At 63.5% G+C, this 13,462-nt stretch carries 16 protein-coding genes and 1 tRNA gene; 7 read left to right on the top strand and 10 right to left on the bottom strand.

Annotated elements, in window-relative coordinates:
• Positions 1–27: 27 nt before the first annotated feature.
• Positions 28–1,080 carry a potassium channel family protein gene (locus tag GGR39_RS11450; protein WP_183617256.1) on the top strand — a complete coding sequence of 351 codons (1,053 nt, stop codon included), beginning with the start codon at positions 28–30 and terminating at the stop codon, positions 1,078–1,080.
• 42 nt (positions 1,081–1,122) lie between these two features.
• Here GGR39_RS11450 and GGR39_RS11445 read toward each other — a convergent pair whose 3' ends face one another.
• Positions 1,123–1,515 (bottom strand): DUF1761 domain-containing protein, encoded by a 393-nt coding sequence (locus GGR39_RS11445; RefSeq protein WP_183617255.1) that lies wholly within the window; start codon positions 1,513–1,515, stop codon positions 1,123–1,125.
• Between the two features lie 96 nt (positions 1,516–1,611).
• Here GGR39_RS11445 and rimO point away from each other — a divergent pair, with 96 nt between their 5' ends.
• The 3 genes from rimO (at position 1,612) to GGR39_RS11430 (ending at position 4,525) form a co-directional block, all read left to right on the top strand.
• The gene (gene rimO / locus GGR39_RS11440; protein ID WP_183617254.1) at positions 1,612–3,003 is read left to right on the top strand and encodes a 30S ribosomal protein S12 methylthiotransferase RimO; all 1,392 of its coding nucleotides are present in this window, start codon (positions 1,612–1,614) and stop codon (positions 3,001–3,003) included.
• 216 nt (positions 3,004–3,219) lie between these two features.
• Entirely contained in the window at positions 3,220–3,981 is a 762-nt protein-coding gene (locus GGR39_RS11435) for a competence/damage-inducible protein A (protein ID WP_183617253.1), read from the top strand.
• Positions 3,982–4,024: 43 nt separating this feature from the next.
• Positions 4,025–4,525: a hypothetical protein gene (locus tag GGR39_RS11430; RefSeq protein ID WP_246388646.1), complete on the top strand. Its 501-nt coding sequence runs from the start codon at positions 4,025–4,027 to the stop codon at positions 4,523–4,525.
• Here GGR39_RS11430 and GGR39_RS11425 read toward each other — a convergent pair.
• The 3 genes from GGR39_RS11425 to rplK form a co-directional block, all read right to left on the bottom strand.
• Positions 4,507–5,190: a murein L,D-transpeptidase catalytic domain-containing protein gene (locus tag GGR39_RS11425; protein WP_183617374.1), complete on the bottom strand. Its 684-nt coding sequence runs from the start codon at positions 5,188–5,190 to the stop codon at positions 4,507–4,509. The two genes, GGR39_RS11430 and GGR39_RS11425, sit on opposite strands and share 19 nt — an antisense overlap.
• Positions 5,191–5,377: 187 nt before the next feature.
• On the bottom strand, positions 5,378–6,079 hold the full coding sequence (gene rplA / locus GGR39_RS11420; protein ID WP_183617252.1) for a 50S ribosomal protein L1: 702 nt from the start codon (positions 6,077–6,079) through the stop codon (positions 5,378–5,380).
• A gap of 4 nt (positions 6,080–6,083) precedes the next feature.
• Positions 6,084–6,515 carry a 50S ribosomal protein L11 gene (gene rplK / locus GGR39_RS11415; RefSeq protein WP_183617251.1) on the bottom strand — a complete coding sequence of 144 codons (432 nt, stop codon included), beginning with the start codon at positions 6,513–6,515 and terminating at the stop codon, positions 6,084–6,086.
• A gap of 272 nt (positions 6,516–6,787) precedes the next feature.
• On the opposite strand from rplK, the gene GGR39_RS11410 reads away from it, so the two are divergent.
• A complete protein-coding gene (locus GGR39_RS11410; RefSeq protein WP_183617250.1) occupies positions 6,788–7,843 on the top strand; it encodes an acyltransferase family protein in 1,056 nt (351 codons plus the stop codon).
• Between the two features lie 65 nt (positions 7,844–7,908).
• Here GGR39_RS11410 and nusG read toward each other — a convergent pair whose 3' ends face one another.
• The 6 genes from nusG to GGR39_RS11380 form a co-directional block, all read right to left on the bottom strand.
• Positions 7,909–8,445, bottom strand: coding sequence for a transcription termination/antitermination protein NusG (nusG, locus tag GGR39_RS11405; protein ID WP_058737045.1), 537 nt, complete (start codon positions 8,443–8,445; stop codon positions 7,909–7,911).
• Between the two features lie 31 nt (positions 8,446–8,476).
• Positions 8,477–8,671: a preprotein translocase subunit SecE gene (gene secE, locus GGR39_RS11400; protein WP_058737046.1), complete on the bottom strand. Its 195-nt coding sequence runs from the start codon at positions 8,669–8,671 to the stop codon at positions 8,477–8,479.
• 124 nt (positions 8,672–8,795) lie between these two features.
• Positions 8,796–10,292 (bottom strand): hypothetical protein, encoded by a 1,497-nt coding sequence (locus GGR39_RS11395; RefSeq protein ID WP_183617249.1) that lies wholly within the window; start codon positions 10,290–10,292, stop codon positions 8,796–8,798.
• 28 nt (positions 10,293–10,320) lie between these two features.
• Positions 10,321–10,396 (bottom strand) — tRNA-Trp (locus tag GGR39_RS11390).
• Positions 10,397–10,484: 88 nt separating this feature from the next.
• Entirely contained in the window at positions 10,485–11,780 is a 1,296-nt protein-coding gene (locus tag GGR39_RS11385; protein ID WP_183617248.1) for an MFS transporter, read from the bottom strand.
• Positions 11,781–11,828: 48 nt separating this feature from the next.
• Positions 11,829–12,122 (bottom strand): 4a-hydroxytetrahydrobiopterin dehydratase, encoded by a 294-nt coding sequence (locus GGR39_RS11380; protein ID WP_183617247.1) that lies wholly within the window; start codon positions 12,120–12,122, stop codon positions 11,829–11,831.
• A gap of 51 nt (positions 12,123–12,173) precedes the next feature.
• Between GGR39_RS11380 and ccmA the strand changes: the two genes are divergently transcribed.
• Positions 12,174–12,764: a heme ABC exporter ATP-binding protein CcmA gene (gene ccmA, locus GGR39_RS11375; protein ID WP_183617246.1), complete on the top strand. Its 591-nt coding sequence runs from the start codon at positions 12,174–12,176 to the stop codon at positions 12,762–12,764.
• Positions 12,761–13,420: a heme exporter protein CcmB gene (locus GGR39_RS11370; RefSeq protein ID WP_183617245.1), complete on the top strand. Its 660-nt coding sequence runs from the start codon at positions 12,761–12,763 to the stop codon at positions 13,418–13,420. Before ccmA ends, GGR39_RS11370 begins: the two co-directional genes overlap by 4 nt.
• The last annotated feature ends 42 nt before the right edge of the window (positions 13,421–13,462 follow it).

The raw sequence follows: 13,462 nt of genomic DNA, 5'->3' as shown, positions 1-13,462 counted from the left end.
TGATCCACGCACCGGGGCGCGACGGCGATGACCCGACGCGTCTTTGGCAAACCCGCGCAACCGTTGCGCCGGGCGGTGGACCTGCCGGTGTGGGGCGATTTGGCCCTACGACTGGGCGCGGCGCTGACCCTGGTTTTCATCGTCGTGATCGTCCACTGGGTCGACCGGGAGGGCTTGCGCGATACGCACGACGGCGCGGTCAGCTTCCTGGACGTCGTCTATTTCACGATGATCTCCATCACCACCACCGGCTTTGGCGACATCGCCCCGGTCAGCGACAAATCACGCCTGATCGAGGCCGTACTCGTCACGCCGATCCGCTTCGCGGTGATCTTCATCTTTGTCGGCACCGCTTATCAGTTCGTCATCAGGCGCAGTTGGGAGACATGGCGCATGCGCCGCATTCAGGAGCAATTGGCCGATCACATCGTCGTGCTGGGCTACGGCGTCAGCGGGTCGGAGGCCGTGAACGAGTTGATCGCGCGGGGCACCAAGCCTGCCGAGATCGTGGTGGTGGACGGCAACGCCGCGCGGCTCGAGGCCGCCGGTGCAGTCGGTTGCAACGTGCTGGAGGGCGATGCCACCCGTGACGCGACTTTGCGGGCGGTCCGGATCGAGCGTGCCCGGGCCATTCTGGTCTCGGCCGGACGAGACGATACCTCGATCCTGATCATCCTGACCGCCCGCCACCTCGCAGCGAAGGTGCCGATCACCACGGTTGTCCGCAACGACGATAACGAGGTTCTGGCGCGGCAGGCCGGTGCGGACAACGTCATCAATCCCGTTCGCGTCACCGGGCTGCTGCTCGCCGGATCGGCTGAGGGTAAGCACGTGTCCGAATATATCTCGGACCTCGCCTCCGTGGACGGCCGTGTCCAGCTGGTGGAGCGGCCGGTCGAAGCGAATGAGATCGGTCGGCCGCTATCCGAATTGCAAAGTGGCGGCCAGGGCTTGCGAATCTATCGCCATGGCCAGGCCATAGGTTTCTGGGAAGCGGGCGCAGAGCGACTGGAGCCAGGCGACGTCGTCGTCGAGATCACGCCGACATGCGCCCACGAAGGGCGATCCGCTCATGGCTGAGGCTGGCCTCATCGGAGGTATCTGCCTGCAAACGCAGAACTGCTAGCTCAGCACCCAGAACACCAGCCCCATCGCCAAGTAGGCCGCCAGCCACCCCAGGGCGTCTGTCACGCGCTGCATAGGCTCGGTGCCCTTGGCGGTGTGCGTCAGCCACGTTGCCGGAATTACAAAGAACAGCGCGATCCCGCCGGTTTGCATGAAGTAGAGCCACGGCTTTGCCTCCAACACTGCCTCACCCAGCCGGGCGAAGTTGTGGCCCATCATGATCGACGCCAGCGCGAAGACTACGAAGATCAGCCACGCCGGACCGTCGGCCCTGCCGGGGCGGCCGAGCGATGGGCGGCTGGCGCGTCCGAACGCCCTTCCCCAGCCGATGGCGACTGCCGCCGCAACGGCCGCAGCCAGCACCACCGCCAGCCAGTTTACCGGTCCCATTTCGATCTCCCACGCGGCAGGCGCCCAAACCCGCCGTGATCCCCTGCATGGCAATGGTAGCGAGAATCGACGAATAGGTATATGGGCGCGCGTTCCATGGCATTAGAACTCCCCGTAGCCCCCAAGGTGGGCATGGTCAGCCTCGGCTGTCCCAAGGCGCTCGTCGATTCCGAGCGCATCCTCACACGCCTGCGCGCCGATGGCTACACGATGAGCCCGGACTATGAAGGCGCCGACGTCGTACTGGTCAACACTTGCGGTTTCCTGGACTCCGCCAAGGAAGAGAGCCTCGCCGCGATCGGAGAAGCGATCGCCGAGAATGGCCAAGTCATCGTCACGGGTTGCATGGGTAACGAGGCAGAGGCGATTCGGGCCCGCTTTCCCGAAGTGCTCGCAGTAACCGGCGCTCACCAGTACGAGGCCGTGGTGGAGGCGGTACACCAGGCCGCACCGCCCGAACTGGGGCCCTATCTGGACCTTATCCCGCAGGCGGCGGACGATCGCGGCGTGAAACTGACGCCGCGCCATTACAGCTACCTCAAGATTTCCGAGGGCTGCAACCATTCCTGCGCCTTCTGCATCATCCCGCAACTGCGCGGCAAGCTCGCCAGCCGGCGCATCGATGCCGTCCTGCGCGAGGCGGAGAAGCTGGTTGCATCCGGCACGCGCGAACTGCTGGTGATCAGCCAGGATACCTCCGCTTACGGTGTCGATATCGGCCACGAGCCGCGCCAGTTCCACGGCCGCGAGGTGCGCGCGCACATGACTGACCTGGCGCGCGAGCTGGGCGGGCTGCGTGCGCCGGATGGCGTACGGCCCTGGGTACGCCTGCACTACGTGTACCCCTACCCGCACGTGGATGCGGTGATCCCGTTGATGGCCGACGGGCTGCTGACGCCGTACCTCGACATCCCCTTCCAGCATGCATCACCCGGCGTGCTGCGCGCCATGAAGCGGCCCGCCAACGAGGCCAAGGTGCTGGACCGCTTGCGCAAATGGCGTGAGATTTGCCCGGATATCGCGGTGCGGTCCAGCTTCGTCGTAGGCTTTCCTGGCGAGACCGAGGCGGATTTCCAGTATCTCTTGGATTGGCTGGACGAAGCGCAGCTCGATCGCGTCGGCGCCTTCCGCTTCGAACCGGTCGAGGGTGCAACGGCTAACCATCTTCCCGGCGCAGTGCCCGAAGAGGTTAAGGAAGAGCGTTACGCCCGCATCATGGAAAAGACCGAGGCGATCAGCGCGGCCAAGCTGGCTGCGAAGGTTGGCCGTGTGCTTCCCGTCATCATCGATGACGTGGGCGAACCTGACGAAGACGGAGATATCGGCGCTACCGGAAGGTCTCAGGCCGACGCGCCTGAGATCGACGGCGCGGTCTATCTGCGGCAGGTTGATCCCGGCCTTGTTTCAGGCAGCATTGTCAACGTCCTGATCGAGGATGCCGACGCGCATGATCTCTACGGCGTGGTGACGCCTGCGAACAATGCATGATGCAAAATTTGCAATCGTGAATTGCCTTTTCGCACTTGCAGCATGATCCGATTCGCCGCATATAGAGCAGGCCTTTCAGGCATCCTCTCCTAAAACTTCATGGGGCTGGTCTTCGGACCGGCCCTTTTTTTGTGCGTTGCGGCAATGGCACTTAGGGCCTTTGCCCCTGCGTCCGTCCCGCTAGTACGCTCACCACATTTGTCCTAGGCATCGGCCATGGCTGATTCGTCTCGCATCTACACCGCCGCGCTGATCGTCATCGGTGACGAGATCCTGTCCGGCCGGACCCATGACAAGAACATCGCGCAAATCGCCAGTTGGCTGGGCGTGCAGAACATCCGCCTGGTCGAAGCGCGCGTCGTTGCCGATGTGACCGAAGCGATCGTTGAGGCGGTGACGGCCCTGCGCGCCCGCAACGACTATGTCTTCACCACCGGCGGCATCGGGCCGACGCATGATGACATCACCGTCGATGCCATTGCCGAGGCGTTGGGTGTTCCGGTCGTCGTGCATCCCGAAGCGCGGGAAATCCTGGAACGGCACTACGAAACGCGCGGCGGCGTGACTGAGGCGCGGCTGCGCATGGCCCGCGTACCGGAAGGCGCCACGCTTATTCCCAACCGCTACACCGGCGCGCCCGGCATTCGGTACGACAACCTGTTCATCATGGCGGGCGTGCCCCAGATCACCGCCGGGATGCTGGACGCCCTAAGCGGCCAGCTGGAAGGCGGCGCTGCCTTGTTGAGCGAGACGCTTGGGTGTTGGGTTGCCGAAAGCGCCGTGGCGGACTTGTTGCGTGAAACCGAAAAGGCGCACGCCAGCTGTCAGATCGGCAGCTACCCGTTCTGGCGCGATGGCAAGACAGGGGCCAATTTCGTCATTCGCTCAATCGATGCGGAAGAACTGGCCGCCTGCACGCGCGCGCTCGCTGCCGGGTTGGCCGATATGGATAAGCCGGTGACGATGGGGGGCATCTAGCCTGCTCGTCGCCCTCGCGCTGGCCTCAAGCGCACCCGCCAGCTTGTCAGCGTTCGAAGCTACCCTGGCCCGCGATGCCAGCGCCACCCGCGCGTTGGAAAATTGGTGCGATGCCCGCCATATCGCCAATCCGGCCCGAGTTACTGCCGAGCGCTTGCCGATGACAACCGGCACAACACCAAGATTTGTGCGCCGGGCTTTGGGGCTGAAGCCTCAACAGCTCATCGGCTCGCGCAAGGTGCGCCTGTCCTGCGGGGCCATTCCGCTATCGATCGCGTGGAACTGGTATGATCCTGCGCGTCTTACCCCGGCCATGCGCGCGGCTCTGCAAGATACGGACACGCCGTTCGGGAAGGTGGTCGCCCCTCTCGGCTTCCGCCGGCTCGCGCTGGCGACACAGGCGGGGCGTGTTTCGCCTTGTCCCGCTCGGACTATCTCCACGCACCGGGCGCGGCTGGACCTGCCCGGTGGCACGCCCTTAGCCTATGTGATCGAGTGCTATACCGCGGCCAACTTGAAAGCTGGTCAGACCTTGGCGGAGTAAATCATCCGGCCCGGCCCCAGCTGATCGAACAATTTCGCCAGTTCCCGCTCACCCACGGCGAAACAGCCCTGGCTTCGACCTAGCTTGCCATGCGCCGGGATCATGTCTGCGTTGGCATACCACGCCCCATGCACGACGATGGCGCGTTCCAACGCATTGCTGTTCGTCGGATCAAGGCCGAGCAGGCGCTGCGATCGGCCGTGCTTGCCGATATAATAATCCGCCGTAACGAACGCGCCTTGGCTGGAGGCATTCGAATCGGGGATGTTTGAGAAACGCTGCAAAAATCCCGTGTGGCCCGGATCAGAGCCGGACCCATGAGCCACCAGAAAATCGTGCTCCTTGCCCGATTCGATATCGAGCAGCTTCATACGCGGCACCGAGGAGGGCACGGAAAAATCAACGATCGCGATGCGATCACGGTGCGCTACCATGCGCTTGTGCCGGTCGAGTGCGGCCAAGGCTTCGCGAACGATTTCCGGTTCCGGCTTCGGGGCGGCAGGCACCGAGGCCATCGGGGCGTGGGCCACGGCTGTTTGACGGGGAGCAGGAGGAGGCGGCGCGACCGACAGCATCCGCTGCGAACACCCACCGATCGCACCCACGGCCATCGTCGCCGCAGAAACCAGGACGCCGCGCCTACCCATCTTCAAGTTTTCGAGCATAGCGTTGAACGTAATGGATTTTTCGGCTTTCGGGAGTCCCACGATCGGCATTCATCGCGCACGAAAGGCAACACGCGCCGATGCGGCGCATATGTGCGACGAACTGATTATTTTACATAGTCACCTTGGGAACGAAAAAGCCGACGAGGTTCCCCCGCCGGCTTTTCGCACTTCAAAAGACAGTGGCTTATGCGCCAACCACTTCCGAGGTATCGATCTTGAGGCCCGGACCCATCGAGGACGAGAGCGTGATCTTCTTCACGTACTTGCCCTTGGAACCCGAAGGCTTCGCCTTGACGATAGCGTCCACGAACGCATCGAAGTTGGTCTTGAGATCGGCATCCGAGAACGACATCTTGCCGATACCGGCGTGGATGATGCCCTGCTTCTCAACGCGGAACTCGATCTGGCCGCCCTTGGCGTCCGTCACCGCCTGGGTGACGTTCGGGGTAACGGTGCCCAGCTTCGGGTTCGGCATCAGGCCCTTGGGACCCAGCAGCTTACCCAGGCGACCGACGACGCCCATCATGTCCGGCGTGGCGATGACGCGATCGTAGTCGAGGTTGCCGGCCTGCATGTCTTCCATCAGGTCCTCGGCGCCAACCTTATCGGCACCTGCGGCCAGAGCTTCGGCGGCCTTGTCACCCTTGGCGAACACGGCGACGCGCACGGTCTTGCCGGTGCCCGACGGCAGCGACACCATGCCACGAACCATCTGGTCGGCGTGGCGGGGATCGACGCCCAGGTTCATCGCGACTTCGATGGTCTGGTCGAACTTCGCGGTGCCCAGATCACGCAACAGCGTGATGGCGTCGGCCACGGGGTAAAGCGCCTGGTTGTCGCCCAGCTTGGTGGCCAGAGCCTTTGCCTTCTTGGTCTGCTTAGCCATCAGATCAGCCCTCCACCACTTCAAGGCCCATCGAGCGCGCGGAGCCCTCGATGATCCTGGTCGCCTGGTCGATATCGTTTGCGTTAAGATCAGCCATCTTGGTCTGGGCGATCTCTGCCAGCTGCGAACGCTTGATCGTGCCGGCCGAAGCCTTGCCCGGGGTCTTCGAGCCGGACTTGAGGCCAGCGGCCTTCTTGATCAGGAACGAGGCCGGGGGGGTTTTCGTGACAAAGGTGAAGCTGCGGTCAGAGTAAACGGTGATGATCGTGGGGATCGGCATCCCCTTTTCGAGATCCTGCGTCGACGCGTTGAACGCCTTGCAGAATTCCATGATGTTCACGCCGCGCTGACCGAGAGCCGGACCGATTGGCGGCGAGGGGTTGGCGGCACCGGCTGCAACCTGCAGCTTAATGTAACCGTTGATTTTCTTGGCCACAAGGGGCCTCCTTTCACACTGTCGCCCAGGCTTGCGCGCAGGCTCATGTTAAGCGGTCAAACGGAAGGGCACGCCCTTCCTCCCGCACGAATCCGCAAGCGCAACGCGCCCGCGAAGTGGCGGCGCATAGCGGCAGCGCCGCAAAAGCACAAGGACGCCGTGCAGCGCTTGATCTAGCTTGCCTCCGTGGCGGATCAATCCCGCCTTGGGCAGGTGGATCGCCCGATCTACAGCCTCGATCCGGGGCCGCACGGCACATCGGGGACATCGGCTTGAGCACCGCCAATCGCATTACCTTCATCGATGGACTGCGCTTCATCGCAGCCGCCATGGTGATGCTGCAGCACTATTTCGAGCATCGCACCAGCTTCATGACACAACTGGTCCGCACGTTGCAGCCAGGCGTCGCGGGCGTGGCGCTGTTCTTTTTCGTCAGCGGCTTCATAATCCCGTTTTCGGTCTCTCGCGGCTTCAATCCGATCGATTTCGCGGTGCGGCGCATCAGCCGAATTTATCCGCTTTACCTGGTGTGCCTGGTGCCTTTCGCCTTTTACCAGATCACCGGCGTGGGCTTTGCCACCCGTCCGGAGTTCGACGGGGAGAAGTGGCTGGCTGCTGTGCTGCTGCTGTCCGAATATGTCGGTGAGCGACCGATCATCGGTGCCGCGTGGACCTTGCCGCTGGAATTCATGTGGTACGGCCTGTTCGCGCTGTTCGTCACCACCTGTCGTACCGACGTTGCGAAACGGCTAGAACTGGCGATCGCGGCAGTGGCCGTGCTGGCGCTGGCGGTGACGATGATCACCGGCATTCGCGTTCCAGCGGGCCGCATCTTCATGATTTACGCCGCCGTGATCGGCTACAAGGCCTTCCTGATGACGGATGGAAGCCTGCGCCTGCGGGACTTCCTGTTGAGCGTGGCGGTGTTCGTGGCGCTGCTGGTGCCTTCGTTCTACTTCGCCTTCAAACTGCACAGCCATGCCATCGTCGGCTATGCGCAGGCGATCTACCCGTGGCTGTTCTCTTCCGCGCTGTTCCTGACCGTGATCCTGACCCCTCGCCTTCGTGCCAGTTCGCTGCTGAGCAACCCGGTGACGGCGTATCTGGGGGCGATCAGCTACTCTTTCTATCTGATCCACGGGCCGACGTACGATGCGGTTCGCAGCGTTGCCCCTTTGGCGTGGCAAGTGCCTCTGGCGGTGTGCATCACGCTGATCCTGGCAAGCCTAACCTATCGCTTCGTTGAGCGTAACGGCATCGAGCTGGGCCGCAGGATCGCGCATCGGATGAAGCACCGGGTGCCCACACTGGTGGTCTGTCACGCTTGACGGACATAGGAAAAGGGCGGGAAAGCCGAAGCCCCCGCCCTCTGAAAATCCGGCCTTTGCCGGTGTTACTTTGAGAGTTCGACCTGCTCGAAATCCAGTTCCACCGGCGTTGCGCGACCGAAGATGGAGACAGAGACCTTGACGCGGTTTTTGTCGAAATCCAGCTCCTCGACCACGCCGTTGAAGGTGGCGAAGGGGCCGTCCAGCACCTTGACCGAATCACCGATCTCATAATCGATGTTGATGGTCTTGCGCGGTGCGGCAGCGGCGGCCTCGGCCGCGCCGAAGTACCGTGAGGCCTCGGTTTCGCTGATCGGCTGCGGCTTGCCATTGGTGCCCAAAAAGCCGGTGACCTTGGGTGTGTTCTTGACGAGGTGGTACACGTCATCGCTGAGCGAAAGCTTGGCGAGCACATAGCCCGGCATCGTCTTGCGCTCAGTCTGAACCTTCTTGCCGCGCTTCACCTCGGTGACGGTTTCCGAAGGAACCTGCACGTCCTCGACGTAGTGGGACAGGCCCATACGCTCAGCTTCGGAAAGGATGGCTTCCTTAACCTTGCTCTCGAAGCCGGAATAGGCGTGAATGATGTACCAGCGGGCCATGAGGTCTCTCTTGCGCGAAACTTGGATGGGATCAGATCAGCGACAGCAGCCAGCGCACGAACATGCCGAACAGCGTGTCGATGCCCAGGAAGAACACGGCGAGAAAAACGGTCATGATGCCGACGAAGATACCGGTGGTCACCGTCTCCTGGCGCGAAGGCCAGTAGATCTTGGACGCTTCGGCACGCACTTGCCGGATGAACTCGCTCGGGCTGGTCTTTGCCATTCTCGCCATCTCTTGCCTGGCCGCAATTCTGCGGTGTTACCTGCCTTCCGCCTAAGGCTCATCGCCGCCCCGGCTAAGGCCGGGAGGGGCAGCGAGCTTTTTCCTGTCGGAAGAGGAAGGCGATCTAGCTAGACTTGGCGGGATTTGCAAGCCGCGCCAGGAACGAGTTAGGCGTGCTGAACAGGATCTCCGCGCCATCGGGCAGCGACACGGGATGTACCGTACCGATATACCAGAGGTATTCAGCCTTCTTAGCGGCCTTGAATCGACGCAGATCGATCTTCTGCCAAGGCGCATACAGGATACGCTGGCTGGGGTCGGCAAAGCGCTTGTAACCGGGCTGCGCCATGCTGAGCAGGTGAACGCCGGGCAGCGCGAAATTGGAATTTTCCATCGCGCTCTTGCGCACCACCGCATAGCTGCCGAGATGCTCGAAGCTGCCGAATTCCCACTGTCGGCGTGGAATGGCAACCGCCGTGGCGACCTTGGCGCCTTGCGGCACATAGGCCATCGCCTCCATCATCGCCTTCGAGGTGCGGCCATCCTCGTACCATTGCGCGGTGGTGAAGCCGAGGCGGACGACGAACAGCCCCGCCACCATAGTCAGGCCCCAACGAGGCGCGGGCCAGTTGATCGCCAGGCAGGCCACCAGCAGCGCGGCCGTGCTCAAACGATAATCGGCATAGTCGCCGCCGAAGATGTGCCGCGGCACGACGAGCGTGAGGATCAGCAGGATCAGCGCCGCCCAGCCCAGCCTACCGTCGATACGGCGCGTGATACCAGCGACTGCGAGCAGCGCGACCACGACCGAGATCGTCGCCAGATCGAACCATTCCACGTTACTGCGCAGCGCCCGATACAGGATCGACCACTTGTATTCCAGCACCTGCCGACCGTAGCCGAGCCCGGAGCTACCTCCGCCGCCGATCAGCATCGGAAACAGCGGAAAGATCAGCGGCCAGGGGGCCACGAAGGCGCGCCAGCTCTTGAAGCGGCTCCATTCGTAGCCGAATACCAGAATGCCCAGAATCCCCCAGCCGGAGACATGGCATAACCAGATCACGAAGCTGATCGGCACCATCGCGGTGGGCCGCCAACGCCAGTTTTCCCAGCGTATCCAGGCGGCGAAGGCGAACAGCGCCAGCGCTAGGCTGAGCGAATAATTGAGAAAGCCCATCAGCAGCGCGGGCGACCAGATCGTGGTGAACGCCAGGATCGCGCCCACCCCGATGCGACCGCGCAAGGTCCAGGCGACGGCCAGGAAGGAAAGGCCGGTCAGCAGCGGAATGATCCAGGCGATAAACTTGCCCGCGCCTTCCAGGCCCAGCAGCGGCTCCAGCGGCACCATCAGCAACTCTGCGCCCAGGTTGCCGGTCCATTCCCAGTGGAAGGTGTAATATCGCGTCAGGAAGGGATCGATGCCGTGGTCCAGCATGATCTTGTACCCGGCCAAATGCGAAGGGTAGTCCGTCATCTGCGGAGCCCACGCCACCAGCACGGGCAAAGTCGCGGCGATCGACAGGATGATGCCCAGCCACAGCCCGACGTCATGCCGCCAGTTGGTGGTTCCAGCCCCGCCGGTCTGCGTCATTTCGCCGATCGGGCGGGTTGAACCGTGCATGTGGGCCTGGGCTATTTGCAAAGATACCTGGCAGGAGTGGAGGGACTCGAACCCACGGCCCTCGGTTTTGGAGACCGATGCTCTACCAACTGAGCTACACTCCTGCGGGCGGGGGTGCCTGTAGAACGTGCGATGCCCCTTGGCAAGCGCCACAGGTGGCAGAGTTTTCCCGGGGCGTCGTGCGGGGCGGAGTCAGTCCTCCAGAATCAGGCTGTCGCGCCGGGTATCGCGCATCCGGACATACACGATCAGCGAGACGGCGATCATCGCGGTGACATACCAATAGAACGCCCGCTCCATCTCCTGCAGCTTCAGCCATAGCGCGACATATTCCGCCGTCCCGCCGAACACCGTGTTGGCGATGGCATAGGGCAAGGCAACGCCCAGCGCGCGGATGTGCGCGGGAAACAGTTCCGCCTTCACCACGGCGTTGATCGAGGTATAGCCGCTCACCACCACCAGCGCGGCCAGCACCAGCCCAAACGCGGCGAACGCGCTCTGCACCGTCTCCAGCAGGCGGAAGATCGGGTACGTCAGCAGCACGCCGCCGATCCCAAAGCCGATCATCACCGGCTTGCGGCCGATCCGGTCTGATAAGGCACCGAACACGGGTTGCAATAGCATGAAGACGAACAGCGCCGCCGCCGTGATGCGGGTCGATTCGGCGTTGGAGAAGCCGCTGGTGTTGACCAGGAACTTTTGCATGTACGTGGTGTAGGCATAGAAGGCGAGCGTGCCCCCGGCCGTCAGCGCCATCACCAGCAGGGCCTCCCGCGGATGCTGGCGAAACAGCGCCGTACCGCTGGATGCCGGAGCCGCTGCGCCCGTCGTCTCGGCCTGCGCCTTCTGGAAGCTCTCGGTCTCCGCCAGCCGTCGCCGCAGATAGAACACGAAGACCGCAAGGCCTGCGCCGATCACGAACGGCAGGCGCCAGGCCCAGGCCCGCAGCGCTTCTTCCGGCAGCAGCGTCTGGAGAATCAGCAGCACGAACAGCGCCAGCAACTGCCCGGAGATCAGCGTGACGTATTGAAAGCTGGAGAAAAATCCGCGCCGCTCACGCCCCGCCATCTCGGACAGATACGTAGCGCTCGCCCCGTACTCGCCGCCGACGCTTAGCCCCTGGAGCATCCGCGCTATTATCAGGACAGCGGGCGCGAACACGCCGATCGCGGCATAACCGGGCGTCAGCGCGATCATCAACGATCCGGTGCACATCAGCGTGACTGACAAGGTCAGCCCCGCCTTGCGCCCCTTGCGATCGGCATAGATGCCCATCACCCAGGCACCGATCGGCCGCATCACGAAGCCCACTGCAAAGACCGCCGCCGTGTTCAGCAACTGCAGCGTGCGATCTCCGGCCGGGAAGAAGATTGGCGCGAAATAGAGCGTGAATGCCGAATAGGTGTACCAGTCGTACCACTCGACCAGGTTGCCCGCCGATCCGCCCAGGATGTTGCGGAGCCGATGCTTGCGCTGTGCCTCTTCCATCGCCGGGTTATGCGAAAGCGATCGCGCGCATGCAATGGCGCGAGGCGTCTACGGCGCGATCCGATCCACGAATTGGGCCAATGCGATATCGCGCTTGCTCAAGCCGTTTACGTCATGCGTGGTCAGCGTGATCTCCACCTTGTTGTAAACATTGAACCATTCGGGGTGGTGGTCCGCCTTCTCGGCCTCGATCGCCACGCGCGTCATGAACCCGAAGGCTTCGGAAAAATCCGCGAACTTGAGGGTTCGGACAATCGCGAGGCCATCTTCGCGCAACGACCATTGCGGCACGGTGCCAAGCGCGGTTTCGCATTCGCTATCGGTCAGGCGGGCGATCGGCATGATGTCGTGTCTCCTTGGCAGTTCGCCCGACTTCCCTTATCGCCGCCGCTCATGCAAGTCCCCGCCCATGAAGCCCGCGTCACGGCGCGCGATCTTGCTTGCCGGCGGGGAGACCGCGTGCTGTTTCGCGGGGTTTCCTTCGCGCTGCGATCCGGCGGGGCGCTCCAGATCACGGGAGCAAACGGGACGGGCAAGTCCAGCTTGCTGCGAATAATCGCCGGCCTGTCCCGGCCCTTCGGCGGGGTGATCGAGCGCGAAGGCGGCATCGGTTTGGTGGATGAGCGCCCTGCCCTGGACCCGGAGTGGCCGCTGGCCCGCGCCCTCGCCTTCTGGCGCGCGATCGACCCAGGCCCCAGCCCTGACATGGCCATGCTGGGGCTTGCCGGATTGCTGGACGTGCCTTTCCGCTATTTGTCGACCGGGCAGCGCAAGCGCGCGGCGATGGCGCGTCTGATCGGACAGGACGCGGCAATCTGGTTGCTGGACGAACCCCTGAACGGGCTGGACACCGCCGCCGCCCGGATGGTCGAGACGTTGACCGCTAATCATTGCGCACGAGGCGGCATCGCTGTTGTCGCGTCTCATCAGCCTTTCGCGCTTCCCGGCATGACGCACCTGCCGCTGGCGGACTTCGCCGCGTGATCCGTTTGCTCGCCTTGCTATTGCGGCGCGACCTGGCGCGGCTGCTCGGCGCGGGACAAGGCGGGGGCGCGCTGCTGCCGATCCTGTTCTTCCTGGCAGTGGCGATGATCTTTCCCTTCGCGGTCGGCCCGGATACCGCGCTGCTGGCGCGCACGGGCGGCGGCGTGATCTGGGTTGCCGCGCTACTCGCCGCGATCCTGCCCCTCGATCGCCTTGTCCAACCGGACCTCGAACGCGGCATGTTCGATCAGTGGGCGTTGCGCGGCATCGCCGAGGAATGGGTGATGGCGGCGCGCGTGATCTCGCACTGGATCAGCTTCGGCCCGCCTTTGATGCTGGCGGCGGTGCCGGCCGCGGCGCTGCTGGGGCTTTCGGCAGACAATTTACGCATCGTCGAACTGGGCCTTCTGGCCGGCACGCCGGGTCTTGCAGCGCTAGGCGTCGCCATTGCCGCTATCACCGCCGGGCTGCGCGGGGGAGCGGCGCTGGCCGGGCTGCTCCTCATTCCCTTGGGCGTGCCTTTGCTGATTTTCGGCGCAGGGAGCCTGTCTGCCGGTGGGGCGAGCGGCCTGGCCCTGACGGGGGCTGTCAGCCTGGTCCTGCTGGCCGTGGCACCCTTCGCCGGGGGCGCGGCAATACGCGCCAGCCGCGACTGAAATAAAGGATTTCTCGGAACATTAACGCCCGGCACCAATTAC

The sequence above is a fragment of the Novosphingobium fluoreni genome, from assembly GCF_014196615.1.
Classification (GTDB): domain Bacteria; phylum Pseudomonadota; class Alphaproteobacteria; order Sphingomonadales; family Sphingomonadaceae; genus Novosphingobium; species Novosphingobium fluoreni.
Note: the sequence above shows the minus strand (reverse complement) of the source record. Positions and strands in the feature narration are given on the sequence as shown.

Excerpts from the sequence above, each read along its gene's own strand:
- GGR39_RS11450 (WP_183617256.1), top strand. The coding sequence starts at position 28 with ATGACCCGACGCGTCTTTGGCAAACCCGCGCAACCGTTGCGCCGGGCG.
- GGR39_RS11445 (WP_183617255.1), bottom strand. The coding sequence starts at position 1,515 with ATGGGACCGGTAAACTGGCTGGCGGTGGTGCTGGCTGCGGCCGTTGCG.
- rimO (WP_183617254.1), top strand. The coding sequence starts at position 1,612 with ATGGCATTAGAACTCCCCGTAGCCCCCAAGGTGGGCATGGTCAGCCTC.
- GGR39_RS11435 (WP_183617253.1), top strand. The coding sequence starts at position 3,220 with ATGGCTGATTCGTCTCGCATCTACACCGCCGCGCTGATCGTCATCGGT.
- GGR39_RS11425 (WP_183617374.1), bottom strand. The coding sequence starts at position 5,190 with ATGCTCGAAAACTTGAAGATGGGTAGGCGCGGCGTCCTGGTTTCTGCG.
- rplA (WP_183617252.1), bottom strand. The coding sequence starts at position 6,079 with ATGGCTAAGCAGACCAAGAAGGCAAAGGCTCTGGCCACCAAGCTGGGC.
- nusG (WP_058737045.1), bottom strand. The coding sequence starts at position 8,445 with ATGGCCCGCTGGTACATCATTCACGCCTATTCCGGCTTCGAGAGCAAG.
- secE (WP_058737046.1), bottom strand. The coding sequence starts at position 8,671 with ATGGCAAAGACCAGCCCGAGCGAGTTCATCCGGCAAGTGCGTGCCGAA.
- GGR39_RS11395 (WP_183617249.1), bottom strand. The coding sequence starts at position 10,292 with ATGCACGGTTCAACCCGCCCGATCGGCGAAATGACGCAGACCGGCGGG.
- GGR39_RS11385 (WP_183617248.1), bottom strand. The coding sequence starts at position 11,780 with ATGGAAGAGGCACAGCGCAAGCATCGGCTCCGCAACATCCTGGGCGGA.
- GGR39_RS11380 (WP_183617247.1), bottom strand. The coding sequence starts at position 12,122 with ATGCCGATCGCCCGCCTGACCGATAGCGAATGCGAAACCGCGCTTGGC.
- ccmA (WP_183617246.1), top strand. The coding sequence starts at position 12,174 with ATGCAAGTCCCCGCCCATGAAGCCCGCGTCACGGCGCGCGATCTTGCT.